Genomic DNA, 25295 nt, shown 5'->3' on the forward strand with positions numbered 1-25295 from the left:
GTGTGGAGACTCCCCCCCCAGCCCCCACCCCCGCCCGCGACCGACACTAGGGGGACAACACCCCCCCACCCACCCCCCCCCCCCAGACACCCCGGTCTTCCCACCCTGCTCATCTCGGGTTGGGTGGGGAAGGGCGGTTTTGGGGGGGGGTTTTTTTTTTTGTTTTGGGGTATTGGGGGGGGGGGGGGGGGGAGGTTAAAAGCCATTAGAGTAAGAAGCCTGTCATGCTGTGCGCAGTATGGCGGGCTTCTTACTCTGAAAACAGCCTCATTGTAAATAATGAATAGTATCGCCCTCTTTTCGAAGATAATTGCTTTTTAAACCGCAAAAAGGATTGAAAAAGACAAAATCAATGCTATATCTTTAGGATCTGATAGTATAGGATTAGGATAATGCAGTAGCCATTACTTTAACTCGAAAGCTTATCCGACTTTCTCTTTTGCTTTTACCAAGCCGCACCTATGGACAATTCTACTCCCACCACCCCCGAAATCAAGCCTGAAAACGAGGATTTCTCGCCTGATATGACGCATGATGAGGAAGAACTCTCGTCGGGCAACAGCCGGCTGGCCCTGATTGCCGGCGGCATTGTGGCGGCCGTACTGGCGGGCTACCTGCTGCTGCCAGCTACCATAACCAACCCTGGAGGTGCTCCCGAACTGCCCACCCCAACTATGATGCTGGGAGAAGCATCGATAACGGGCACGCGCACCCCCGATGAAACGGCCCCGGCCGATGCCGCTACCGCCGCCGGGCCTGCTGAGACGGCCAAGCCCGCTACCGCCACTGCTGCTACTGCCGCTACGGCCCGTACTGCGGCCGCTGCCCGCAACGCGGCGGCGGCCCCGGCCGCTGCCCCCAAGGCCGACGAGCCGGAAGAGGTGGCGCTGGCACCGGTTGTGCCCGCTACGCCCGTAGCCGTGGCCGAACCCGCCGAACTGGCCCCCACTAGCCTGAAGCTGAACGGCCGGGTGCTCGATGAGAACGGCCGTCCGCTGGCCGGTGCCACCATTCTGCTCAAAGGCTCGAAGGTAGCTACCAGCACCGATGCCAACGGTAACTACGCGCTCGAAGTACCCGCCGGAACCGACAATACGCTGCTCTATGGCTACGGTGGCTACCAGGATCAGGTACTCCGCTCACGCAACACCAAAACCCAAAACGTTACGCTCGTACCGCGGGAAGATGTTAAGCGCCGCCGCCGGTAACGGTAGGCCGAAAAGGTAGAAATCAAAAAAGCCCCTGACATCAGGGGCTTTTTTGATTTCTAACAGGGCTTACGAAAAACAGCCGTATCGCGAAGTGGCAGCTTAGCGTATCCTTGCTGAGTACCAGGGTGTTTTGTTTGGCAGGATGCGAAACAGGAGCTTCTGGCTAACCGGAGTTACGACACGGTGTAGGGGCGGGGCTTAGCCCCGCCCCTACACCGTGCTGATAGACGTCTGCTGCAACCTGCGTTGCTACAGGCCTTCGAACTGCTATTGCACCCGCGTAACGGCCGGTATCAGCTGTCCAGCTTCTTAAACCGGCTGCGGAACAGGTAGTATACTGGCACGCCCAGGGCTACCAGCAGCAAGCCGCGTTGGGCGAACTTGGAATTTTCGGGGTCGGTGAGCAGGATAAAGCAGAACGTGGAGGCCAGCCCAATGTAGAGCAGCGGCACTACCGGGTAGCCCCAGGCCCGGTAGGGGCGGGGGGCATCGGGGCGGGCGCGGCGCAGCACAAAAATGCCGATAATGGTGATGACGTAAAACAGAATCACCGAGAACATCACGTAGTTGAGCAGCTCGCCGTAAGAGCCCGATAGGCACAGCAAGCAGGCCCAGGCGCACTGGCCCCACAGGGCCACGCCCGGTACACCGGCCTTATTCAGGCGGGCCATGCCCCGGAAAAACACACCGTCCTGGGCCATGGCGTAGTAGGCCCGCCCGCCCGACAGCAGAATGCTGTTGTTGGCGCTAAACGTGCTGATCATGATGAGCACGGCCATCACGTAGGCGCCCACCGGGCCCATAATGCTTTCGGCGGCGGCCGTGCCCACACGGTCGTCGGTGGCGTACTGGATACCGCGGCCCAGCACGTCGGTGGCGGTTGGGTCGCCGTGCAGGGGCAGCACCAGCAGGTACACCACGTTTATCAGCAGATACAGGCCCGTTACGATGCCCGTGCCCAGGGCCATGCTTAGCACAATGGTGCGCTCGGGCTTCACAATTTCGTCGCCCGCAAAGCCAATGTTGTTCCAGGCGTCGGAGCTGAACAACGAGCCCGTCATGGCCAGGCCAATGGCCGTAACCAGGGCCGCTACCGTGAGGGGCGTGCCCTGGCCGGCGGCATCAAAGCTCACGGCCTGCCACACGTTTTGAAAGTTCTGGCTCAGGGCTTCCTGCTTGATGCCCAAAAACAGGCCCGACAGAATGAGCAGGCCCAGGGCCACGAGCTTGGTGCTGCCGAACACGTTGGAAATCCATTTGCCGGCCCGCACCCCGCGCGAGTTGATGTAGGTGAGAAACACCAGCATGCCAATAGCCACCAACTGCACCATGCTGAATGTAAACGTGCCTCCTAACAGCGGCATATTCTGTATTTCGAACAGCACGTTGGCTTCCGAAATTCGGGGAAACAGTACGCCGGTAAACCGGGCAAAGGCCACGGCCACGGCCGCAATTACGCCGGTCTGAATCACGAGAAATAGCGACCAGCCATACAGGAAGGCTACCAGCTTGTTGTAGGCTTCGCGCAGGTACACGTACTGCCCGCCCACTTTGGGGAACATCGACGACAGCTCGCCGTAGCTTACGGCGCCGGCCAGCGTAATCACGCCCGTTAGCAGCCACACCACCAGCAGCCAGCCCGTCGAGCCTACTTTGCGGCTGATATCGGAGGAAACGATGAAAATACCGGAGCCAATCATGCTGCCGGACACAATCATAACGGCATCAAACAGCGTAATGGCCCGCTGGAAATGGCCTTGCTTTTCAGACATCTGGTAAAGAAAAGAGGGAATGGGGCCGGAAGATAGCGCATGGGCAGTAGATGTGACAACCCGCTTGTCATCCTGAGCAGAGCGAAGGACCTATACAGAAGCTACTATCAATGATACCTTCTGTGTAGGTCCTTCGCTCTGCTCAGGATGAGAACTGGTTTTAGCGCCCGCCGCCCGCTCCGGCCCGATTGCCTATTTTTGCCCATCTAGCCCTTTTCGCTCCCGCTTTCCCGCTGCATGTCCAACCGTGTACTCGTCTGGCTTACGTTGCTGCTGCTACTCACGGCGCTGGGCTCCTACGTGTACTACCGCCGCACCGTGGCCAGCGTACCCGTCGACCCCTGGGCCCTGGTACCCGACGATGCTGTGCTGGTGGCCATGACGCGCGACCACCCCACGCTGGTGCGCCATCTCAAGGAAACCCGGGTTTGGGACAACCTGACGGCCGTGCGCTACTTTCAGCAGGTGGAGGAGAACCTGGTGCTGGTAGACAGCCTGGCTGGGGGGCGCGATGTGCTGCTCAACTTCCTGGGCCGTAAGCGGGTGCTTACCTCGGTACACGTAACCGCGCCCCGGCAGTTCGGGCTGCTGTTTCAGATTCCGATTGGCAGCGTGCGCGAATACCGGCAGGTGCGCGGGCTGCTGGAAGACCTGGGCCGCGCCCCCGATTTTAAGGTGACCACCCGCGAATATCAGGGCCAGGTGCTCACCGATGTGCGCCGCCGCGTGGCCGCAGAAGGCGAGGAAAACAGTGGCTTAACCCTGCTCAACTACCGCAATCATCTCGTGCTCAGCAGCACTCCGGAGCTGGTAGAAGCGGTGGCCCGCCGGCTGGCCCGGCCCGAAGCGCCTACCGTAGCGGCCGAGTTTCAGAGCACCGACTACTTCCGGCTGCGCGATGTAGATGCTACCCTGCTGCTCAACCAGCGGCGGTTGCCGCAGCTGCTGGGCGTACTGTTTCGCTCCGAGCTAACGCCCGAAATGGCGGCCGTGGCCAGCCTGGCCCGCAACGAGCTGACCGAAATGCGGCTGGCCGGCAATAAAGTGGTCTTCCGGGGGTTCGCCAACCCCGAAATGGCCCAGGGCAGCCTGCACCAGCGTCTGGTGGGCCAGCCTGCCCAGCGCCTGTACATGGCCGAGGTGCTGCCGCTTAGGGCGGCACTGGTTATTCATCTGGGCCTGGGCCCGGCAACGGCGTTGCGCGGCATCCGGCCGCCCCGCGCCGCGCCCGACTCGCTCGCTTTGGGCATACCGCTGCTGCTCGACAGCCTGCGTGGGCAGCTAAGCCGCGAGGTGGCCTTGTGCTACCTAAGCACCAACTCGGCGCGAGTGCGGCCGGGCAAGCTGGCCCTGGCCTATACGGCCAATCCGGCCCGCGTTACCACGCTGCTGGGCCAGCTGCGGCGGGCGGCGGGCGTCAGCCCGTCGTTTGGCAGAGTGGGCACCTACCAGTTGTACCAGACTGGCTTGGCCGAACTGCCCCAGCAATTGCTGGGCGACTTGTTTACGGGGTTTGGGGCGCGGCCACTGGTAGCGCAGGTGGGCAGCTACGTGGTGTTTGCCGACGATGAGCCCGCCCTGCGCCAATACCTGGCCGACATGAGCGCGGGCGAAACCTGGAGCCGCTCGCCTACACAGGTGGCCTTTTTGCAGGAAACCCAGCCGCTGGCTCGCCTGCGGGTGCTGCTCGACACGCGCAACTGCTGGAACCTGCTGCTGCGCGGCCTGCAGGAGCAGCGCCGGGCCGGGCTACTGCGCAACGAAACCCTGTTCAAACGCTTCCCACAGGTAGCGCTGCAATGGGTGCCGGCCGATAATGAGCAGGAAGCCGGTGCCCAGTACTTCACCCAGTTTCTGCTGCGCCACCCAGCTGAAGGGCCCGCCGAGGCCCGCCCCCAGAACGCCGATGGCACCGGCAGCGTCCTCGATTTTAAAGTGCCGCTGCGTAGTTCGCCCGAAGCCGTAGTAGTAGCCGGGGCGCGGCTGCCGGGCGTGCTGGTGCAGGATACGGCCCACGTGCTGCACTACGTAACGCCCGAAAACGTGGTGGCTTGGTCCGACTCGCTGCCGGGGCCGCTGGTGGGGCCTACCGTGCGGTTGCCGGGAGGCGCGGGCTTCCTGCTGGCCACGCCCCGGCAGCTGTTTCAGTTCAACAACAGCGGCCAGCCCCAGCCCAACTTTCCCCTCAACCTGCCCGATACGGTGCGTGCCACCGCGCTAAGCGTGTCGCCGACTGTGCGCGAGGGTGCCGGGCGCCGGCTGCTGGTGGCTGGCAGCGGTAGCAACCTGTTCCTGTACGATACCCAGGGCCTCGCCTACGCCGGCTGGCAGCCCAAACAGCTCGAATTCCGGCTGGCTGCCCCGCCGCAGTACCTGGTAGTGGACGGGCGTGATGTGGTACTGGTGCTGCTCGAAAATGGCTACGTGTACGCCTTCGACCAGACCGGTGGTGCCTACCCGGGCTTCCCGCTGAGCGTAGGTGCCCGGCTGACCAGCGGAGCCTTCGTGGAAACCGGCCCCACCCTGCGCCGCACACGCCTGACGGTGGTAAACCAGCACGGCGAGCGAGTGAGCTTTAATTTGAGCGGCGACGTAGTGGCCCGCAGCCGGGTGGCTACCTGGAGCCGCACCTCGCGCTTCCGCCTGATTACCGACCAGCAACAGGCGGGTTACGTGGTAAGCCGCGAAGATGGCGGCCGGCTCACGCTCTTCGATTCGGAGGGCAAGTCGCTGCTCAGCCAGTCGTTTCTGACCACGGCCCCGCGCTCAATACAGTATTTCAACTTCGGGCCCAACCGCCAGGCCTACGTGCTCACCGAAACAGGCCCCGGTAAAGCTTACCTCTACGACGCCCGCTTCCGCCTCATCGGTGGCAAGCCCTTCGACAGCACTACGCCCCGCATCGACCTCACCTATAACCCCGCCACCAGCACGTTCCACCTGTTCCGCGTGAACGGCAAAGAGTTGCGCCGCACAGATATCAAGGTGAATGAGGTGGAGGTGAGATAAAATCTCTCACTTGTTCGTTAGCCAGCCTTTTCTGTAGAAGTACACGAGCTGGAAGATGACAATGATGGCCAGCAGGGCTAGTAGTACCGGGTAGCCCCAGGGGCTGTAAAGCTCCGGCATATTGAGCGGGTTGATGCTGCCGTCGGGGGCCTCGCGCTGGAAGTTCATGCCGTATAGGCCCACCACAAAACTGAGCGGAATGAAGATGCTGCTGATGATGGTCAGCACTTTCATTACTTCGTTGGCCCGGTTGCTCTGGTCCGACATATACAGGTCGATGAGGCTGCTGACGGTTTCACGGTAGCTGTCGGCCAAATCCAGGGCCTGAATGGCGTGGTCGTAGCAGTCCTTGAAGAACACTTTGATTTCCTCGGGCACCTCGTCGTCGGGCATGCGCAGCAGCTCGGCAATCTTCTCGCGCTCGGGGTACACCAGCCGCCGAAAGCGCACAATATCTTTCTTTACATGTAAGATGCGGGCAAGCACCCGACGGTCGGCGCGACCCTGGAAAATGCGCTCCTCCAGCGTTTCGAGGTAGTCGCCGATGGCCGCCATAGTGGGATAGTAGTGGTCGAGCACCACATCGGTGAGGGCGTAGGCCAGGTACAGCGGCGGACGACGGCGCAGGCTGCTGCGGCCCGTGCGCAGGCGCACGCGCACCGGCTCCAGGCAGTCGTCGTAGTCGTCCTGAAACGTGAGCACGTAGTTGGGCCCGGTGAAAACGGAGAGCTGGTCGTCTTCAATGGTGAGCAGGCGGGTGAACTCGGTCATGCGCGACACCAGGAACAGGCCATCGTCGGTTTCCTCCACCTTCGCCCGCTGGTAGTCGCTGAGTACGTCCTCCATCTGCAGCGGATGAATATTGAAATCCTGCTGCAACCGCTCCATCAGGGCCAGGTCGTTGTAGCCGCGTACATCGAGCCAGTGCTTTTTATCCGGATGCTGCCCGAAAAAGGCGTACAACTCGTCGTAGCTGGCATACTCCTGCTCATGGAAAAACTCCTCGTCGTAGGTGGTCAGCAGCAGGCGCGGGGCCAGCGCGTCAGGCCGGATGGTGAGCGTGCCGGGCCGCTGGCCAATACGCTCCTCGCGCACCCGACGGGCCGTTTCCAGCTCCACTATATCGGCCGCCGACATTTCCTGGTCGTCGTCGTCGTCGTGCTCATACTCGCGCGATGGGGGCACGGCAAGGAGCGGCTTGGCGGGCAGCGGCGCAGTAGGCTGGGCAGGGGGCGGCGGGGTCATAAAGAAAGCAGAAGGGCAGAACGGGAACAGTTTACGGGATTTTGCCGGAAAAGTGGGCGCAGCATTGGCCGCTGCCCGGCAGAAGCCCGGCGCAAATCGTTGTACTTTCGCCTCCTGATTTCGGTTTTGCCCTTGCCTTCGCCCTCCCTTATTTCTGCTGTGGCCGCCCGGCTGCTGCCACTGCCGGCCTCGGCCGGTGCGGGCTATATGTTGCGGCGGCTGCCGGGCCTCGCGCCTGCGCCGGTGCGGCCGCCGGCCTACGTGCCGTGGCTGTACCTGCAGCCCGCCCACCAGGCCCTGCAGCACTGGCCCGAAGGCGAGGTGCTGCACTTCTTTCTGGAAACCGAAACCCACACGGTGGCCCAATTGGCGGTGTATCTGAGCGCCGATGGCCACGCTGCCCGTAGCCCCGGCCGGGCACCCTTCGGGGCTGTGCAAACCGCCCCCAACCTGCCCGAAGCAGCACTGCAGGCGTTTCTGGAAGCCGTGGAGGCCAGCCTGCAGACACATGGGGTGCGCCAACTCGTGCTGCGCCCCCACGCTTTTGCCTACGAGCCCGCCGCCAGCGCCCGCCTGGCCACCGTGCTCGTCCGGCTGGGCTACCGCATCGGCCCCGTCGAAATGAACAGCTACCTGCCCCTGAGCCGCGACTATGAGGCCCATCTGCACCCTTCGGAGCGGCGGCGGCTGCGCAAGTGCGAACGGCACGGACTACGCTTCGAGCAGGAGCCGCCGCTGCTGCTGCCACTGGCCTACGAGCTGATTGCCCGCAGCCGCCAGGAAAAAGGCAAGCCGCTGAACATGAGTCTGGAGCAGCTGCAGGCCCTGTTTCGGGCGCTGCCGGGGAAGGTGCTGCTGTTTTCGGTGCGCGACGCGGCCGGCGAGTGGGCGGCCGTATCGGTGGTAATCGAGGTGCGCCCCGATGTGCTGTACCACTTCCTGCCCGCCAGTCCGCTAGCTTACAATCACCTCAGCCCCATGGTACTGCTTAATGCCGGCCTGCACGCCTTTGGCCGGGCCAGCGGCATGCGCCTGCTCGATCTGGGCATTTCGGCCCTGCCCACCGGCGTCGATGAGTCGTTGCTGCGCTTCAAGCGCCACCTCGGAGCCGTGTCGGGCCTCAAGCTAACGTTCAGCAAGGAGCTGGGGTGATGTCTGAATCCCGCCGCATACTTATCGGGCGCTTTGTGCGTGGGGCGGCGGGCTCGGGGGTGGCCGTAATGGCCCGCACGGCGGGGGCGCTGGTACTCAACAAGCTGCTGGCCGTGTACGGCGGGCCGGGCGGCCTCACGCTGCTGGCCCATTTCCAGAACCTGATGGCCCTGTTCACCACGCTGCCCAACGATGGCACGCACGTGGGGGCGGTGAAATACCTGGCGCCGCTGCGGCCCGGCTCGGGCCGGTACCGGGCCTGGCTGGGGGGCGCTTTGCTACTGAACGGGCTGGCTGGCGCGCTGGCCCTGCTGGCTTTGGTGCTGCTGCCCGGTCCGTTGGTGGGCGTGCTGCAGTTGGGGGGTGGCCAAGCGGCGTTGCTGGGTTTGGGGCTGTTGCTGCTGACGGGCTATGCCCTGGTGGTGGCCGTACTGCTGGCAGCCGGTCGCATTCGTACTTACGTATGGTTGACGCTGGGGCTGAGCGCCGCCGGGCCGCTGGCCGTGGCGGCCGTGCTGCTACGGGGTGGGCCGGTGCCCCAGGCCCTGCTGGCTTACCTGCTGGCCCAGGGCCTGCTGCTGCTGCCCGCCGCTGTGGTAGCTGCCCGGGCGGGGCTGCTGCCGTGGCCAGGCGGCCGCATCAGTGGGGGGGCGTTGCGGGGGCTGGGCCGGTTTGTACTGATGGCCCTGAGCACACTGCTGTTTACCAAGGCCGTCAGCTTTGTGCTGCGGGAGGTGCTGGTGCAGCAGTTCGGGCTGGCAGCCACCGACTTGTGGCAGGCCGTGGCCAAGCTCTCCGACAACTACGGCATGGTGGTGTCGGCGGTGCTGGGCACCGTGTACTTTCCGCGGCTGGCGGCGCTGGGCGGCTCGCCCGTGGCGCAGGGACGCTTTGTGCGGCTGGTGCTGCTGGTGCTGGCCCCGGCGCTGGCCGCCGGCCTGGCGCTGCTGTGGCTGACGCGCGCCTGGCTGCTGCCGCTGCTGTTCGAGCCGCGCTTCGCCGCCGCCGGCTACCTGCTCGGCCCCCAGCTGCTGGCCGACTGGCTGAAATTCCTGACCTGGGCGCTGCTGTTTCTGCTCACGGCCCGCGCCCAGGTGGGCCGCTACGTGGCGTTTCAGGCCGTTTCGACGGCGTTTTACGTGCTGCTGCTGGTGCTGCTGCTGCCCCGCCTGGGCCTGTTGGCCGCCCCCTGGGCCCTGGCCATCGACTATGCCCTGCTGCTGCTCTGGAGTCTGTGGTATTTCCGGCGCGAGGTGCTTTCTTAGTGCTTAGCTGCAGGTTGTTAGTAAGGACTGTCATTCAGAGCGAAGCGAAGAATTTCGCTTGCTGACGTTCAGGCATTAGTTCAATGAATTCACGCCAGATTCTTCGCTTCACTCTGAACGACAGCCAGTTACGAACAACAAAAAACCAATAACAAAAAACGAATGGTCCCGCTCGTCTCCATTATTGCCCTGTGCTACAACCACGCCCGGTTTCTGGAAGCTGCCCTGGATTCCATTCTGGCCCAGACGTACCCGCACCTGGAGGTGGTGCTCGTGGATGATGCCAGCACCGATGGCAGCGCCGATATTCTACGCCGCTACGTCGCCCAAAACCCTGGCTGGCAACTGCTGCTACTGCCCGAAAACCAGAACAACTGCCGCGCCTTCAACCGTGGGCTGGCCCTGAGCGAAGGGGACTTCGTTATTGATTTCGCCACCGACGATGTGCTGCTGCCCGAGCGGATAGCCCGGCAGGTAGCGGCTTTTGAGCAGGCCGGCCCGCGCTGCGGCATGGTGTACACCGATGCCGAGTTGCTTGATGAGTCGGGCCGTTTCGTGCGCCACTACTACCGCCGCGACGCCCGTGGCCGCCTGCACCCGCGCCCCGCCTCGGGCCTGGTGTTTGCCGATGTGCTGGAACGCTACTTCATCAGTACGCCTACCATGCTCATGCGCCGGGCCACGCTCGATGCGCTGGGCGGCTACGACGAAACGTTGAGCTACGAGGACTTCGATTTCTGGGTGCGCGCCAGCCGCGACTGGGAGTTTCAGTTCCTGGACATCGTGAGCACGCAGAAACACCTGCACCCGCGCTCCAAATCGGCCAAAAGCTACCGCCGCCACGACCCGCACTTGGCCTCTACCATTGTAGTGTGCCGCAAGGCCCTGGCCCTGTGCCGCACGCCCGAAGAGCGGGCCGCGCTGGTTGTGCGCGTGCGCTGGGAGCTGCGCCAGGCCCTGCGCCACCGCAGCCGCCCCGAAGCCCACGCGCTATACCAGTTGCTAAGTGAGCTGGGGGCTGTCGGGGTGGTAGATTGGGGGATGTTTAAGGTGCTGGGGTGATAGGATCGGTTACCGAGAGAACGTCATTCAGAGCGCAGCGAAGAATCTCGCGTGCAGTCCTCGAGATACTAATCCAGCGTAAGCACACGAGATTCTTCGCTGCGCTCTGAATGACGTTCTCTTATAAATCACTTCCTCACCTCATACAGTTCCACTAGCCCGTCCTGGGCTACCAGGTGGCGGTTGGGGTACCAGCTGAGCACCGAATCGGGCGAGTAGCGGATGAGCTTGCGGGTGAGCTCATCGTTGGCCAGCGTGGCGCGGTTGAGCAGCAGCCAGGCCGGCTGCGCGGGGCCGATACGGATGGAGTCGCGGGCGAAAAAGCGGCGGAAGCGCAGGCCCTTGGGCACCTCGAAGCCGTAGCTGAAATCGTAGTTGGGGAACAGAAAATCATCGACCAGCACCGTGCCCCGCACCGCCGGACCGGCCAGCTGCCGCAGCACGCGCACCTGCGCCGCGTGCGCCGAAACCGCCGGCTTGCGCATGAAATACGTTGGCCGCACAGCCAGCACCAGGGCCAGCACGGCCAGCACGGCGGCCGCCAACGCGGGCCGGCCGGGCCGCAGGGCGGCGGGCCAGCGGGGCAGCCAGGGGCTTAGCCCCACGGCCAGCAGCGCCAGCCCGGGCAAGAGGTACACGACGGCCACGGCGGTGCGCAGCCAGGCTGTAAGCAGCAGCAGCAGCAGGCCCACCACTAAAGCCCGCCAGCCAGCCCGGCGCACTAGCCGTTGCAGCCCGAAGCCGGCGGCCAGCGCCAGGGGCGGCAGCAGCGGCGTCGTCATGCGCGGAAGCAGGGTAATGGGGTTGTAGGAGCTGAGCGAGGTGCTGCCCAGCCAGTAGAAAGCCAGCGTACTGGCCGCCAGCGCCAGCCAGAACCGCCGGTCGGGAGCTTCCTTGAGAGTCTCATCAGGGGCCGGAGTACCGTTTGGCCGGCCCAGCGCGGCGGCGGCCAGCGTGAGCATCAGTCCCAGCCCGATGCCCACGAAAAAGCCCAGCGGCTGCCACGTAACGCGGCCCAGCAGCGCCGCCCGGTTGCCCACCAAATAGTTGCCCTCGCTCAGAAACCGGTTGGTTTGCTCGATGAGGTGCACCCGGTACAGCGCGTCATCGGTCATGGCGTAGTAAAACGCCCCATAGGCCGCCAGCAGCAGCGCGCCCGTGGCCAGGGCCACGGTCCAGAACCGACCATGCCGCCGCCGCGCCGCATCGAGGGCCAGCACGCCCAGGTAAAAAGGCAGGTAGTAGGCAATGGTTTCCTTGCTGAGCAGGGCCGCGAAGCTGAGCAGCGCAAAGCCCAGGCCCCACCACCCGGCCCGGCGGTTCGGCTCGCGGCCCCGGAGCAGCGCCGCCGCGCCCGCCAGGCACCAGAACATGAGGATGTTGTCGGGGTAGAGGTAGTTGGTAAGGTTGAGCGTGAAGTAGTGCAGGCCCAGCAGCAGCATGGCCGCCGCCGCGGCCACCGGCTCGCGACGGGCGTACAGCCGGTAAATCAGGCCGGCGCAGCCCAGCGTAGCCAGCAGCGGCCAGAGCGTGGCACTGATAATATTGACCCCAAACAGCGCGAAAAACCCCGCCACCGGCCCGAAAATCAGCCACCGCTCGTGCAGCGGGTCGTGCAGCAAGCCTTGCGGATCGGGCGCCAGCCGGAAGGTGCCGTGCAGCAGCTGATGGGCGTAACGGGCGTAGAAGTGGTCGTCGATGCCGTACAGCCCCTCGTGGGTCAGCAGGAAATAAGCGCCGGTAAAAAGCACCACGAACAGCAGCGTGGCGGCCGGCAGGCGGGCAGGCAGGTTATTCACCTCCGCAAGGTAGGGCTCCAGTGGCGAATGCGGAATGCAGGAAGGACAAGCTCCCCGTTTGCCGTTGTACCGCTACCTTGCGCCTATGCGTCGTCGGCTCCGGATATTGTTGCTGCCTCTGGGGCTGCTGGTGCTCAGCGGCGGGCTGCTGGGCACGTACTTCGAAACCAACGACGACCTGGCCATTGTGGCCCTGCTGCGCGGCGAAACGGCCGCTGCCCCGGTAACCGATTTGTACCTGTACTTCCACGGCTACGCCGCCGTCTGGAGTTGGCTTTATGCCGCCTCCCCAACGGTACCCTGGTACGGCCTCACGCTTTACGCGCTGCTGTACGCGGCCACTGTGCTGCTGGCGGCCGTGCTTTGGCGGGTGCTGCAGCCTCGGCTGGGCACCTGGTCCACGCTGGCGCTGCTGCTGCTGCTGTGGTTCGTAGGCTGGCTCGAACACAGCCTCTGGTTCAATTACATGCGGGTGCCGCTGCTGCTGGCCGGGGCCGGCGGCCTGTTCGCGGCCCGGCCCACAAATGGCCCCAAGGCCCGTTGGGCGCTGGCGGTAGGGCTGCTGGCATTTGGGCTGAGCTGGCTGATTCGGCCCAGCGCGGCGGTGCTGGGCCTGGGCGCGGCGCTGCCAGGCATGTGGTGGCTGGCGGGCCGCCGCCTGGCCCCCCTGGTGGCCGGCGCCGCCGCCTGGACTGTGCTGGGGGCCGTTTGGCTGTACCTGGTCTGGAGCCCGCAGGCCGTTGCCTTCCGCCGCCTCGATGTGCTCAAGTCCAACCTCAACGATTTCCAGCTGGCGGCCCCGCCCCCCCGGCCGCTGCCGCCAGCAGACAGCCTGGCCCTGGATGCCGCCCGCGCCTGGCAGCTGGCCGATTCCACCCTGATCAACGAAGCATCCCTGCGGCGAGTGGCTCCGTTTCGGGCCGGCTACTTTTTGCGCCATACCGTGCCCGCCAAGCTGGCGCTGCTGGCCCAGCAGCTGCCACGCAACTATTTCCCGCTGCTGCTACTACTGGCCGCCACGGCCGGACTGGTGCTGCGGGCGGCCGGGCAACGGCAGCACCGGGCATTCTGGCTGGTGCAGCTCGGCTACGGGCTGGCGCTGCTGGCGCTGGGCACCGTGCTGAAACTGCCACCCCGGCTGGCGCTGCCGCTGCTCAATTTCTGGGCGTTGAGCAACCTGCTGTACCTGGGGCAGCTGCGGCCGCTGCCGCCCCGTACCCGGGCCGTGCTGCTGCTGGCGCTGCTGGCCACCGCCGGCCCTTATGCCTACAAAAGCTGGCACCGCAGCACCACGCTGGCCCAGGAGCAGGTCCGCAACCGCGCCACCCGCCAGCGGCTGTACACCCTGGCGGCCCCGGTCGCCGGTTCTGCGCCCGCCCTGCTGGTAACCGATGCGCTGGAAGAAACCTATAAATCGGAAAACCCGTTTGCCCCGGCTCCCGGCCCCGCCGGTGCTCCCAGGCGGCTCTCGGTGAAGGGCTGGCCAACGCTGCACCCTTCGCAGGCGGCGCTGCGGCAGCAGCTAACCGGCACCCGCGACTTTACGGAGGCCCTGCGCCGCCTGGGCCCGCGGGCAGAGGTAGCCTGGGTTTTCACCCCCGAAGGTGCGGCGCTGCTCAACCGGCAACTGCGGGCAAAAGTCCGGCCCGGGCAGCCGGTATGCCAGTTAAGGCGGGCACCGGGGCAAGACTCAACCCTGAAAAATAATATGCATGCCTACTACATGCGTGCAAAATTCCCGTAATCATTAGTAAAAGACAAAATAATGTAAGTACTATCGGACCTTTTACTGCTGGCTCAAGTTACAAGAGCAATACCTTTGAGATTGATTGTCCCTCGTTCCTAATCCCTACCGCCATGATTACCGCCTCTGTCATCTCCCGTAGCGAAGTTCTCCAGAGCATGGAAGGCTTCCTGAAAGAAAATATGGGCACGTTTCTCAAGAGCGTAGAAACCAGCTGGCAGCCCGCCGACTTTCTGCCCGATTCGCGCCTGGACACTTTCTTCGATGAAGTGAAGCTGTTGCGCGAGCGGGCCCAGGGGCTCAGCTACGACCTGCTGGCCGTGCTCATCGGCGACACGATTACCGAAGAAGCCCTGCCCAACTACGAAGCCTGGTTTCATCAGCTCGACGACCTCAACCGCGACCCTAACAACGGCTGGGCCCAGTGGATTCGGGGCTGGACGGCCGAGGAAAACCGCCACGGCGACCTGCTTAACCGCTACCTCTACCTCACGGGCCGCGTAAATATGCGCGAGTTTGAAGTCAGCACCCAGTACCTCATCAACGACGGTTTCGACTTGGGCACGGCCCACGACCCGTACCGCGCCTTTGTGTACACTTCCTACCAGGAAATGGCCACCAACATCTCGCACCGCCGGGTAGGCCAGCTGGCCCGCACCGCCGGCGACGACCAGCTTTCCCGACTCTGCGGCATGATTGCGGGCGACGAAAACCGCCACGCCCGCGTGTACAAAACCTTCGTCGAGAAGATTTTCGAAGTCGACCCATCCGAAATGATGCTGGCCTTCGAGGACATGATGCGCAAGAAGATTGTAATGCCGGCACACTACATGCGCGAGCTGGGCGTAGAGATGGGCAAAACCTTTGGTCACTTTACCGACGCTGCCCAGCGGCTGGGCGTGTACACCAGCCACGACTACACCGAAATTCTCGACACGCTCATCGGGGATTGGAAAATTGAAGCTATGACCGGCCTCAATCCGGCTGCCGAAAAAGCCCGCGACTATGTGGTGGCGCTGCCCAACCGCCTGCGTCGCGTGGCCGACCGTATGCCCGTGCCCAAACTGGAGTACAAGTTTAAGTGGATCGACTAGTTGCCCGCTGATTCTTATACCGGGTAGCCGCGTCCCAAACAGGCGCACCTCAAGCTGCCACAACATAAAAAGTCCCCGCCGTAACCACGGCGGGGACTTTTCGGTACTTTCTAAGCTCTAAGCTCTAAGCTCTAAGCTCTAAGCTCTAAGCCCTAAGCTCTAAGCTCTAGCGGTCCATTGACTGTCCCATTACCAGCTTGCCGGTACCATCGAGGGTGTACTCTACAGTGCGGGTGCCGGTTGAGGCAGAGCCATCGGCGGGCGTGATAGGGAAGGTACGCGTGAGCTTGTTGCCGCTGATCTGGTAGGTGTCCTGGCCCATGTAGCCCGAACCAGGCTCGCCGACGGGCGTACCGGGCGCGGCAATAGGAGTGTAGCCCCGCTCATTGAACTCGAAGCCGTAAAGGCCGCCATTGGCTTTCTTGTTGTCGGTCATCACGTACAGCTCGGGCTTGCCGTTGCCGTTCATGTCGGCTGCCAGCACGCTCGTAACTGCCCCCATCACCGACGTGCGGATGGGATCAGTCGTGAGCGAAGAGCCGCGGTAGGAGCGGATGCTGATAACGCGCGAAGGCTCCGAGCCGAAGGTTTTCACCTGGAAGCGGTACTCGCCCTGCGTTACGTCCTGGCTGAACGTAACATCGCCTTCATCAATAGCAGGTGCGGAGGGAAGGGGGCTCGACGACGACTCGGTAGTGGCTACCTGGCGCGTAGAGTCGCAGGCCGAAAGGGTAGAAGAAGCAACGCCGGCTGCCAGCAGCAAATAGGAAAGAGAAGAAATGCGCATGAGTGAAAAATTAGGGAAGATGCAAATAGAGCCCCGGCATTTGCCGGAACGGAGGGCTATCCGGGAGAGGATTTTGACCGTTTAAACGCAATGTACAAAGATTGAGTTGTATTTTTCTGATTCCTTGAGAGCCCGGTAACCCGAACCGTGCGTCCCGGCATCGGTCCGGGCGGTTTGGCTCCGGCTTAGGCCTCTACCCGTACGCCTTTCCAGAAGGCTACGCGCCCCCTGATGTGGCTGGCGGCCTCTTTGGGCTCCGGATAAAACCAGGAGGCATCCTTGTTCAGCTCGCCGTTCACCCGCAACGAGTAGTAGCTGGCCCGGCCCTTCCAGGGGCAGCTGGTATGGGCAATGCTGTCTTCGAAATACTCCCGTTTGATGGAGTCGATGGGGAAATAGTGGTTGTTTTCCACTACTACCGTATCGTTGCTCTCGGCAACCACGGTATTGTTCCAGATAGCTTTCATATAGTAAATGTTGGGGGCAGATGCGTGAAATTATGACCTGCGGAAGCTGGGCTGCAGTGTCGATATTGCTAAACGTGCATCTTTGCCGGATGTTTAGCTGCGGCTGAAAACCCATACGCCCCGCCATGTTCCGCTACGTCGGCCCCGAAACCGTTGACCGTACCCAATGGGACGCACTGATTACGGCCGTCCCCAATGGCCTGATCTACGCCCTGTCGTGGTACCTCGATACGGTGTCGCCGGGCTGGGCCGCGCTGGTAAAGCTCGATGCGCAGGGCCGCTACGTGGCCGGGTTGCCGCTGCCGGTGCAGCGCCGCTTCGGGTTCCGCTACCTGAAACAGCCGCTGTTTGCGCAGCAGCTGGGCTTGTTCAGCCGGGAGGCGCCTACGCCCGCTGACTGGACCGACATCGGCAGCTTGCTGCAGCGCGAGTTTCGCTTCATCACCCGCTACTCCTTCAATACCGACAATACCGAATTATTGGCGACCGATGTGCCGGCATTGGCGGGCTTCGAAACGGCTACGTTTCACACCTATTATCTGCCCTTACACCCCGCGCATAGCCAGCTGGTGGCCGCCTACAAGCCCAACCGGCGCTGGCGGCTCAATCAGGCCCGCCGCCGTGGCCTGTGCCTCGAACCCAGCACCGACCTCGATGAACTGGTGCGAATATTTGATGAAAACACGGCTCCGCTTATATATGGTGTTATCGGCGAGGAATACGAGTACCGGCTGCTGCGGGCACTTTACGCCCAGGCCAGTCAGCGCGGGCTGGCCCAGCTGTGGCAGGCCCGCACCACAGCCGGCGAGGTAGTGGCCATGCTGATGCTGTTCGAGTTCAACGGCCGGCTCACCTACATTTTCAACGCCTCGACGGTAGCCGGTAAAGCAGCCGGAGCTATTTCGCTGCTCCTCGACGAGGTGTTCCGCCACTACGCCGGCCGCCCACTGTGCTTCGACTTCGAGGCCCCCGAGGTAAGCTCGATTGCGCATTTCTACGGCAGTTTCGGCTCGACGGAAACCCCGTTTCTGAGCATCTCCCTCAACCGCCTGCCCTGGCCCGTACGCCAGCTCAAAGCCGCCCGCACTGCCTTGGTGCGCGCCTGGTTACGGCGGGGGTAGGGGTAAGTGGTGGAGGTCGGTGTAGGGGCGGGGCTTGTCCCTGCCCGCCGTTAAACGACACCACCTGAACGGTTACCATTGCACGATTCCCGTGGCGGCGGCGCGAACGGCGGGCGGGGACAAGCCCCGCCCCTACACCGACCTCCGCAACCTGGGTTGGCTGGTTATTGGTTGTTAGCCGTCGGGGATAATGACGTTCTCCCTGACAACCAACAATCAGCAGCTGGCAACTCAGCTTCGAGAAACATTCCGCCCGCGGGGCGTGTTGGGCCTAGTGCGGCTAAGTTCTGCCGCCGCTTCTACCCACTACTTTCCTATGTCCGCAGGCTTCCGATTCCGGGATTATGTGCCCGAAGAAACGACCGACAAGGGCTTCGACTCCCTGTTCAAGATATTCATGCAACTCGTTACCATCACCAGCGGTGATGTGGGCGAGGCGCTTTCCTGGCTCAATGAGCTCGACAAGCAATACGGCCTGACCGACGACGGTTACGGCATGGGCAACTTCATCGAAGACCTCAAAAATAAGGGCTACATCGACGAAAACCCGCAGGAGCCGGGCTCCTTTGAGATTACGGCCAAGAGCGAGCAGAAAATCCGCAAGTCGGCGTTGGAGGAAATCTTTGGCAAGCTCAAGAAATCGGGCACCGGCAACCACCGCACGCCCCACACCGGCCAGGGCGACGAGCAGAGCACCGACATGCGCGAATTCCGGTTCGGCGACTCGCTCGACCAGATTTCGATGACCGAGAGCATCCGCAACGCCCAGCTTAACCACGGCATCGGGGGCGGCGACGACTTTATGCTGACCGAGGGCGACCTGGAGGTGCGCGAGAACGAGCACAAAACCCAGACCAGCACGGTGCTCATGATTGACATCTCGCACTCGATGATTCTCTACGGCGAAGACCGCATCACGCCCGCTAAAAAGGTGGCCATGGCTTTGGCCGAGTTGGTAAAGCAGAAGTACCCCAAGGATTTCCTCGACGTGATTGTGTTCGGCAACGACGCCTGGCAGATTGAGGTGAAGGAGCTGCCCTACCTGCAGGTGGGCCCCTACCACACCAACACCGTGGCCGGCCTGGAACTGGCCCTGGACCTACTGCGCAAGCGCAAAACGAGCAACAAGCAGATTTTCATGATCACCGACGGCAAGCCCACCTGCCTGAAAGAAGCCGGCGGCTACTACAAAAACTCGTTCGGCCTCGACCGCAAAGTCATCAACAAAACCCTGAACCTGGCCGCCGCCGCCCGCCGCCTCAAAGTGCCCATCACCACCTTCATGATTGCCGACGACCCCTACCTGAAGCGCTTCGTGGAGGAGTTCACCGAAGTCAACCAGGGCAAGGCCTACTACTCCAGCCTCAAAGGCCTGGGCCACCTGATTTTCGAAGACTACAAAAAGAACCGCCGCAAGAGCCTGTAAGCGTTCAACGGCGGCAGCAGCGCAGTAGCGCGAACTTTGCAGTTNNAACTGCAAAGTTCGCGCTACTGTCGCCCCCTTTCCAACCCACACCCGTACCCTTCTTCCCTCTATATGCCCGCTTACGATTCGCTTTCCGCTGACCAATTGCAGCAAATAACCACCCTCGGGGACCTCAAGAAATCCGGCTACCAGCCCCGCTCCGTGAAAACGGAATTGCGCGATAACCTCATCAAAAAACTGCAAAGCGGCGAAGACGTGTTTCCCGGTATCTTCGGCTACGAGGAAACGGTAATTCCGGAGTTGCAGCGCGCTATTCTGGCCGGCCACCACATCAACCTGCTGGGTTTGCGTGGGCAGGCCAAGACCCGCATTGCCCGCCTGCTCATCGGTTTGCTCGATGAGGTCGTGCCGATGGTGGCAGGCTCCGAGCTCAACGACGACCCCATGCAGCCGCTGAGCGTGTTCGCCAAAAACCTTATTGCCGAGAAAGGCGACGACACGCCCGTAGCCTGGCTGCCCCGCGCCGACCGCTACACCGAGAAGCTGGCTACGCCCGACGTGTCGGTGGCCGACCTGATTGGCGACGCCGACCCCATCAAGGCCGCCACGCTCAAGCTGCCGTATTCGGATGAGCGCGTGATTCACTTTGGCCTCATTCCGAGGGCGCACCGGGGCATCTTCGTTATCAACGAGCTGCCCGACTTGCAGGCCCGTATCCAGGTGTCGCTGTTCAACATTTTGCAGGAGGGCGACATCCAGATTCGCGGCTTCAAGGTGCGGCTGCCGCTGGATTTGCAGTTCGTGTTTACGGCCAACCCCGAGGACTACACCAACCGCGGCTCCATCGTGACGCCCCTCAAGGACCGCATCGACGCCCAGATTATCACCCACTACCCCAAGAGCATCGAAATCGGCAAGCGCATCACCCGGCAGGAGGCCCGCATCAAGCCGGCCCAGCGGGGCCTGGTGACGCTCAACGAAATCGTGGCCGACCTGGTGGAGCAGGTGGCCGTGGAAGCCCGCGGCTCGGAGTTTGTCGATGCCAAGAGCGGCGTGTCGGCCCGCCTCACCATCTCGGCTTTCGAGCAGGTAGTGGCCGGGGCCGAGCGCCGGGCGCTGGTGAACGGCGAAAAAACCACCTACGTGCGCGTGAGCGACTTTATTACCGCCGTGCCGGCCGTTACGGGCAAGGTAGAGCTGGTGTACGAGGGCGAGCAGGAGGGCGCCGGCATCGTGGCCGAAAAACTCATGGGCAAGGCCATCCGCACCCTGTTTCTGCAGTACTTCCCCGACCCCGACAAGGCCAAGAAGCTCAAAGGCCGCCCCTCGCCCTACAAAACGGTGCAGGAGTGGTTCGGCCAGGGCCACACCGTGGATTTGCTCCACGACCTGAGCACGAAAGATTACCACGCCGCCCTCGACCAGGTGCCCGGCCTGCGCGACATCGTAACGGAGCTGCACCCCAACGAGGACGCCGACACCACCTACTTCCTGATGGAGTTCCTGCTCCACGGCCTGAGCGAGTACAGCCTGATTTCGCGCAACCGCCTCACCGCCGGCGCCCAGTTCAAGGACCTGCTCAGCAGCATGTTCACCATGCCCAGCTTTGGCGAGGATGACGACGAGGACGAAGATGAAGAGGAGCAGCCCCGCCGCGGCCGCCGCCGCTAGTAGCTGCCTGGAGTAGCTCTATATAGAACGCCCCGCATACCGATTGGTACGCGGGGCGTTTTTGTAGGATATTTTTTAATTGCCGAAAAATATCCTACAACTTAACTAGGTACGCCACTAATGGCCCCGGCGATTCGAAAGGCTTGGCTTTTATCTCGCTGTTGTCTTTCCAAATTAGGCTACAACCAACTTTGCCCCGGCGGGTCACATTGCGGCCGTCGCTGTCGTAGTTGCCCTCTACTATTAGCGCCACCCGAATGCGTTGCGGCATTCCGGCAATGTCGGCCAAGCCGTGCAGCTTGATTTGAATGGCATCTTGGAGCAAGTGCTTGCCTTTGGGGTCGATGGCCCAGACGGTGTTTTTCTTGCCCCATAGCAGGAAGTCGGGGTAGAAGTCGGTGGTGCCTTCGCCTAGCTTTGGAATGGGAATGCCATAGCCGGTTTTGACCGGGTTGCGGCACCAGTCGTTGCCTAACTTATCGAGGGCTTCGGCTACGGCGGCCTCAAACTTGTTCAGGCCGTTATATTCGGCGTGTAGGGCATTTACATATGGGCGTACCGCATACCGGTCGCGCCGTATCTGGTCGTCGGTTTGCAGGTTGGGCGATGACATCACGAAGTCCCCCACGGTGTAGTCCTTGTCGTACTCGCGTTCGAGCCGGAATTCGGTGTTCAACTTCCGCTCAATGTCGGGTAGCGCATCGTGTAGGATACGCATAGCTTCGGAGCCGTAGTGCATCCGCTGCCGCATCCGGGGCTGCATTTTCAAGTCGGGTGAGAAACAGGTGTTTTCCTTGCGCACTACCCGCGTGTCGATGCCTTCGAGGCGGTTGAATAGGTAGCGCCACACCAGCACGTCGGCGTTTTCGGTCCGCGTTTCCACGGTTTCTAGGTGGGCATCTTCCTGGTTGCGGCGCACGTCCAGGATTTTGGTTTTCACCTTGCCGGGCGCTTTTAGAGCCGCTTCGCTGAAGTCGGGCACGGCGTTGAGCACAATCTCGTCCAGGAGGGTTAGATCTTCGCCGAACGATTCGGCCACTTCCGTTACCCGTACCGCTTTCTTCACTGGCACCGTGCGCGAACCGCCTTTGCGGGCGGCGGCGGCACTCATCGTAATAATTTCGTAGCCCTCGCTTTGCAGGTCTTTTTGGGTGTTCTTCACCACTTCAGAAAACTCCTCGTCGGGCACGTTGAAGTAGAAGTAGGCCGAATTCAGGTCACCATCGGCGAAGGGCGTGGCGTTGGGTTGCCGCAGGAAGCGGCCGATTTTCTGCGAAATATCAATGGCCGACTTGCCGATGCCATCCAGATACGCCACGTAGGCCCAGGGTTCGTCCCAGCCCTCGCGCAGCGACAGATTCCAGATGATGTGCGTGTAGCCATCAGCCCGCAACTGTTCAGGGGTCTTTTTGGCCTTTAGCGTGTCTTGCACCTCGTTCCAGTTGGCCGTAGCCCCGGCCGCTACCACATTGTCGTTCACCTTCGACAGGTGTACGGCAATTTTGGTCGGGTCCACGCCTAGTTTTTCGGTGAGCACGGCCCACACTTCCAGCCCGTCCAGCGTCGAATTCACCACGCCGCACCAGATGGGTTTATCGGGGCCGGGCGCTTTGGTGCGTAGCTCCTGCCATTTGTCGTTGGCATCGCGCACGGCCTGTTCGCGGGTAGTGCTACAGTCCACTAGGTAGAGGCGGGTCTTCAGCAGGCCGGCCTCTACGACTTCGCCTGTGTTCACTACTACGGTTTGGCGTTCCAGGGCGGCGGCTTTTTCGTCGGGGGTGCTGCCGGGCACCAGCTCTTCGAGGCCGGGGGGCAGGGGCGAGGCCGACGCCAGGATGAAGGCCAGCGGGTCGAGTTCGGTGAGGCGGCCAAACTGCTTGGCCGTGGTGCCGTGGGCTTCGTCATACACAATGTACAGCGGGCGGTTGCGTCCGTCCGGGCCGCGTCCGGCCAGCATTTCCCAATAGCTCGTGCCGTTGCGGTCTTTGTGCAGGTTCAGGTTTTCCTTGCCGGCATCGTCGCGATTGAACAGGGCCACCGTGCCCAGCAAAATGGTGAGGCCGGTGCGGGCACTCAGCAGGTCGGCCCAGTCGGCGGGGGCCAGGTCGCCCAAGGCTTTCAGGGTGGTGTCTTCAGGTAGCAGGGGTGCGTAGGAGCCGCCCGCGCTCAGGTTGGCCAGGGTTTGGGAAATCACGGCCCCCCGGTTGGTTGTCCAGAGAATAATGGCATCGCCCAGCGCGGCGGCCACTACGGCAATCATAGGCGTTTTGCCGCTGCCCGTAATGGCTTTGAGGCGGCAAATGAAGGGGTAGGGCTGGCCGGTTTCGGGGTTGTAGCGGGGCTTGTAGGGCGGGCTGGGGTAGGTTTGGAGCTTCTGCGTCAGCTCATCGGCGGCGCGAAGCTGAAAGGGTTTGAGGGTAGCGCGGGTAAGTTGCTTCATGGGGGCCTAGTCTTCTTCGTCTTCGAGCATATTGAGGCGGGCCAGCAGCGAATCGGGAATCTGCTGGAAACGGTAGAGGGCATCGTTGATGGGCGACACGTTGGCCACGGCGTAGATGTACACCGGCCGGGTTACGCCCGCCTCATCGGCCTCCTGCATGATTTTGCTGCGGATTTCGCGCGTCAGGGGCATCATCTGGCCTTTGGCTTTTTCTTCCCACACCAGCGCGATGCCGAAGCCTGACCGGGTTTTACCAATCAGGTAGGCGTAGCCGTCCATGCGGCAATCCTGCCGGTTGGAGTCGTCCTCCACCAGTTGCAGAATGATGTCGGCCATGTTTTCGCGGTCGTAGGCCATGATGGCCTTGCGGCTCACGCTGCGCTTGGCTTCGTAGAACGTGAAGCCGCCGGGCAGCGCCGGGTGAAGCTCGCCATCAGCCCAGCGCCCTTCCATAACTCGCCTGATGCGCTCGGCCGTAAGGCAGTCGGTATACTCGTCTCGGGGAATTTTCTTATTGCTGGGGTCGCCGTTTTCCACCATCACAAAGCGCCGGTGGCCGCCGTCTTCGGCGTTCATGGCCAATACCGCGTGGCCTGTTGTGCCACTACCAGCATAGGGGTCAAAAATTTTGGCTTCGGGATTTCCCCAAGTTACAATTCCAAACAAGCGCTTTAACATTTCGTGGTCTTTTGGATGAGCAAACGCATCATCAAATCCCAGCAGTTTTTTCATTAAAATTACCGCTCTACGAGCATCATTCTGAATTACAGAAGTGATAACATCATTTTGCCTGCCTTCGAGAAGATACTTCTTTATCATAGGCGTTTTAGCACCCTTCCAAACAATCCTGTCATCGTCGGACAGTGCCCAGAAATCTTCTTCCTTTCTAAGCCACCCTTTGGGTGGGGTGCGAACTAGCTCCCCAGTCTCGGGATTCTTTACTTTGTAATTCGGGCCGCCACCTCCAGGCCACGAAGGGTCCTCTTCTTTATATGGACCCAGTTCATTGCATTTGGAATCAATTCCCGTGTACTGTTTGATAGTCCAAAGCAAATTGTCTTTTTTGATGCCTTTTACAAATGATTTCAGCCCCTTAGAAACGGCTTCGTAATCGACTTCTGCCTTGCTAGTATTGGCTTTCATTAGCCGCTCAAACTCTTCCACAAATGGTTCCAGCCCCGGCTTCGGCTCACGCCATTTTCCCTTTATGCTAGACCATGCTGGCAAAGCGGCCATTTCCTTCATCTTCGCATCCAGCGCGTTTTTATCCTTAGCCCAAACGAGCATATACTCGTGGCCTTCGGAAAAATAGCTTGCGTCGTTTTTGCGCGACCGTTCCCATATGAGGGTGGCGAGGCGGTTTTTCTCCTGGAACATTTCCTCCATCAGCATCCAGAGGCGGGGTAGCTCGTGCTCATCGATGCTCACGATGATTACACCTGTATCCTTGAGCAGCTTACGCGCCGCATAGAGGCGCGGGGCCATGTGGTTTATCCACTTAGTATGCCGGGAAGGGTCGTCCAGCGACACGCCCTTTTCCACCCGCCCGATGGCATCTTTCATCTTTTGCACCTCAGCTGGTGAGAAGCGGTAGTGGTCGTTGTAGGCAAAGGTGTCTTTGCCAGTGTTGTAGGGCGGGTCGATGTAAATCACGTCGAAGCCGGTTTTCGGCCCGCCCCGAAACTCGCTCAGCAAGGAGCGCATCACGGCCAGGTTATCGCCGTCGTAAATGCGATGTTCGCCGCCCACGCCCACGGGGTAGCTTTTGTCGCGCAGTTCTTTGGTTGTCACGGGCCGCACCTTCTCGGCCAGAAAGCGGTTGCGGCCCCGCCACATCAGGGCTGCGTCGTTGGGGCCAGTTTCGGAGATGTGGGCAAAGGAGGCTTGCATCCGCTTGTCTTCTTCCAGCAGCAGATTTTGGTGTTGCAGGTCCTCGACTAACTTGATTAACGCCTCTTGGTCTAGGAACTGTTCTCAATTAAGTGGCTGTTCATCGTCTATGAATGCAGACCGCACGCTACTGACGGATA

17 protein-coding genes are annotated in these 25295 nt (G+C 61.9%); 10 read left to right on the plus strand and 7 right to left on the minus strand.

All coding sequences use genetic code 11. The features are described from left to right. Positions 1-461 precede the first annotated feature (461 nt). A complete protein-coding gene (locus J7E24_RS17370; RefSeq protein ID WP_215139383.1) occupies positions 462-1208 on the plus strand; it encodes a carboxypeptidase-like regulatory domain-containing protein in 747 nt (248 codons plus the stop codon). 296 nt (positions 1209-1504) lie between these two features. On the opposite strand, the gene J7E24_RS17375 is transcribed toward J7E24_RS17370, so the two are convergent. Next, entirely contained in the window at positions 1505-2983 is a 1479-nt protein-coding gene (locus J7E24_RS17375; protein ID WP_215139384.1) for an APC family permease, read from the minus strand. Positions 2984-3220: 237 nt separating this feature from the next. On the opposite strand from J7E24_RS17375, the gene J7E24_RS17380 reads away from it, so the two are divergent. Next, the gene (locus J7E24_RS17380; RefSeq protein ID WP_215139385.1) at positions 3221-5992 is read left to right on the plus strand and encodes a hypothetical protein; all 2772 of its coding nucleotides are present in this window, start codon (positions 3221-3223) and stop codon (positions 5990-5992) included. A 6-nt stretch (positions 5993-5998) separates the two neighbouring features. On the opposite strand, the gene corA is transcribed toward J7E24_RS17380, so the two are convergent. After that, positions 5999-7237, minus strand: a complete 1239-nt coding sequence (corA, locus tag J7E24_RS17385; RefSeq protein WP_215139386.1) for a magnesium/cobalt transporter CorA — start codon at positions 7235-7237, stop codon at positions 5999-6001. 132 nt (positions 7238-7369) lie between these two features. Here corA and J7E24_RS17390 point away from each other — a divergent pair, with 132 nt between their 5' ends. The 3 genes from J7E24_RS17390 (at position 7370) to J7E24_RS17400 (ending at position 10716) form a co-directional block, all read left to right on the plus strand. Continuing rightward, positions 7370-8389, plus strand: coding sequence for a GNAT family N-acetyltransferase (locus J7E24_RS17390; protein ID WP_215139387.1), 1020 nt, complete (start codon positions 7370-7372; stop codon positions 8387-8389). Next, positions 8389-9654 carry a hypothetical protein gene (locus J7E24_RS17395; protein ID WP_215139388.1) on the plus strand — a complete coding sequence of 422 codons (1266 nt, stop codon included), beginning with the start codon at positions 8389-8391 and terminating at the stop codon, positions 9652-9654. The genes J7E24_RS17390 and J7E24_RS17395 overlap by 1 nt, the downstream gene beginning before the upstream one ends. A gap of 162 nt (positions 9655-9816) precedes the next feature. Continuing rightward, complete coding sequence (locus J7E24_RS17400; RefSeq protein ID WP_215139389.1) at positions 9817-10716, plus strand: glycosyltransferase family 2 protein; 900 nt, start codon at positions 9817-9819, stop codon at positions 10714-10716. Between the two features lie 128 nt (positions 10717-10844). On the opposite strand, the gene J7E24_RS17405 is transcribed toward J7E24_RS17400, so the two are convergent. Then, positions 10845-12515: an ArnT family glycosyltransferase gene (locus tag J7E24_RS17405; RefSeq protein ID WP_215139390.1), complete on the minus strand. Its 1671-nt coding sequence runs from the start codon at positions 12513-12515 to the stop codon at positions 10845-10847. Between the two features lie 85 nt (positions 12516-12600). Here J7E24_RS17405 and J7E24_RS17410 point away from each other — a divergent pair, with 85 nt between their 5' ends. Both J7E24_RS17410 and J7E24_RS17415 read left to right on the plus strand, forming a co-directional pair. Continuing rightward, positions 12601-14259, plus strand: a complete 1659-nt coding sequence (locus tag J7E24_RS17410; RefSeq protein WP_215139391.1) for a hypothetical protein — start codon at positions 12601-12603, stop codon at positions 14257-14259. A 113-nt stretch (positions 14260-14372) separates the two neighbouring features. Further along, entirely contained in the window at positions 14373-15353 is a 981-nt protein-coding gene (locus J7E24_RS17415; protein ID WP_215139392.1) for an acyl-ACP desaturase, read from the plus strand. Positions 15354-15519: 166 nt separating this feature from the next. On the opposite strand, the gene J7E24_RS17420 is transcribed toward J7E24_RS17415, so the two are convergent. Together J7E24_RS17420 and J7E24_RS17425 are read right to left on the minus strand one after the other, a co-directional pair. Then, positions 15520-16140, minus strand: coding sequence for a hypothetical protein (locus J7E24_RS17420; protein WP_215139393.1), 621 nt, complete (start codon positions 16138-16140; stop codon positions 15520-15522). Between the two features lie 185 nt (positions 16141-16325). Then, positions 16326-16607: a DUF427 domain-containing protein gene (locus tag J7E24_RS17425; protein WP_215139394.1), complete on the minus strand. Its 282-nt coding sequence runs from the start codon at positions 16605-16607 to the stop codon at positions 16326-16328. Positions 16608-16732: 125 nt separating this feature from the next. Between J7E24_RS17425 and J7E24_RS17430 the strand changes: the two genes are divergently transcribed. The 3 genes from J7E24_RS17430 to J7E24_RS17440 all read left to right on the plus strand — a co-directional run bounded on the left by J7E24_RS17430 (position 16733) and on the right by J7E24_RS17440 (position 20825). Beyond that, on the plus strand, positions 16733-17728 hold the full coding sequence (locus J7E24_RS17430; RefSeq protein ID WP_215139395.1) for a GNAT family N-acetyltransferase: 996 nt from the start codon (positions 16733-16735) through the stop codon (positions 17726-17728). A gap of 316 nt (positions 17729-18044) precedes the next feature. Then, on the plus strand, positions 18045-19154 hold the full coding sequence (locus J7E24_RS17435) for a vWA domain-containing protein (RefSeq protein ID WP_215139396.1): 1110 nt from the start codon (positions 18045-18047) through the stop codon (positions 19152-19154). Positions 19155-19265: 111 nt separating this feature from the next. Then, positions 19266-20825 (plus strand): sigma 54-interacting transcriptional regulator, encoded by a 1560-nt coding sequence (locus tag J7E24_RS17440; protein WP_215139397.1) that lies wholly within the window; start codon positions 19266-19268, stop codon positions 20823-20825. Positions 20826-20919: 94 nt separating this feature from the next. Here the strand turns inward: J7E24_RS17440 and J7E24_RS17445 are convergent, their stop codons facing one another. Both J7E24_RS17445 and J7E24_RS17450 read right to left on the minus strand, forming a co-directional pair. Then, positions 20920-23265: a DEAD/DEAH box helicase family protein gene (locus tag J7E24_RS17445; RefSeq protein ID WP_215139398.1), complete on the minus strand. Its 2346-nt coding sequence runs from the start codon at positions 23263-23265 to the stop codon at positions 20920-20922. 6 nt (positions 23266-23271) lie between these two features. Next, positions 23272-25155: a site-specific DNA-methyltransferase gene (locus J7E24_RS17450; RefSeq protein WP_215139399.1), complete on the minus strand. Its 1884-nt coding sequence runs from the start codon at positions 25153-25155 to the stop codon at positions 23272-23274. Positions 25156-25295: the final 140 nt, after the last annotated feature.

It is taken from the genome of Hymenobacter sp. ISL-91, assembly GCF_018613725.1.
In the GTDB taxonomy this organism is placed as follows: domain Bacteria; phylum Bacteroidota; class Bacteroidia; order Cytophagales; family Hymenobacteraceae; genus Hymenobacter.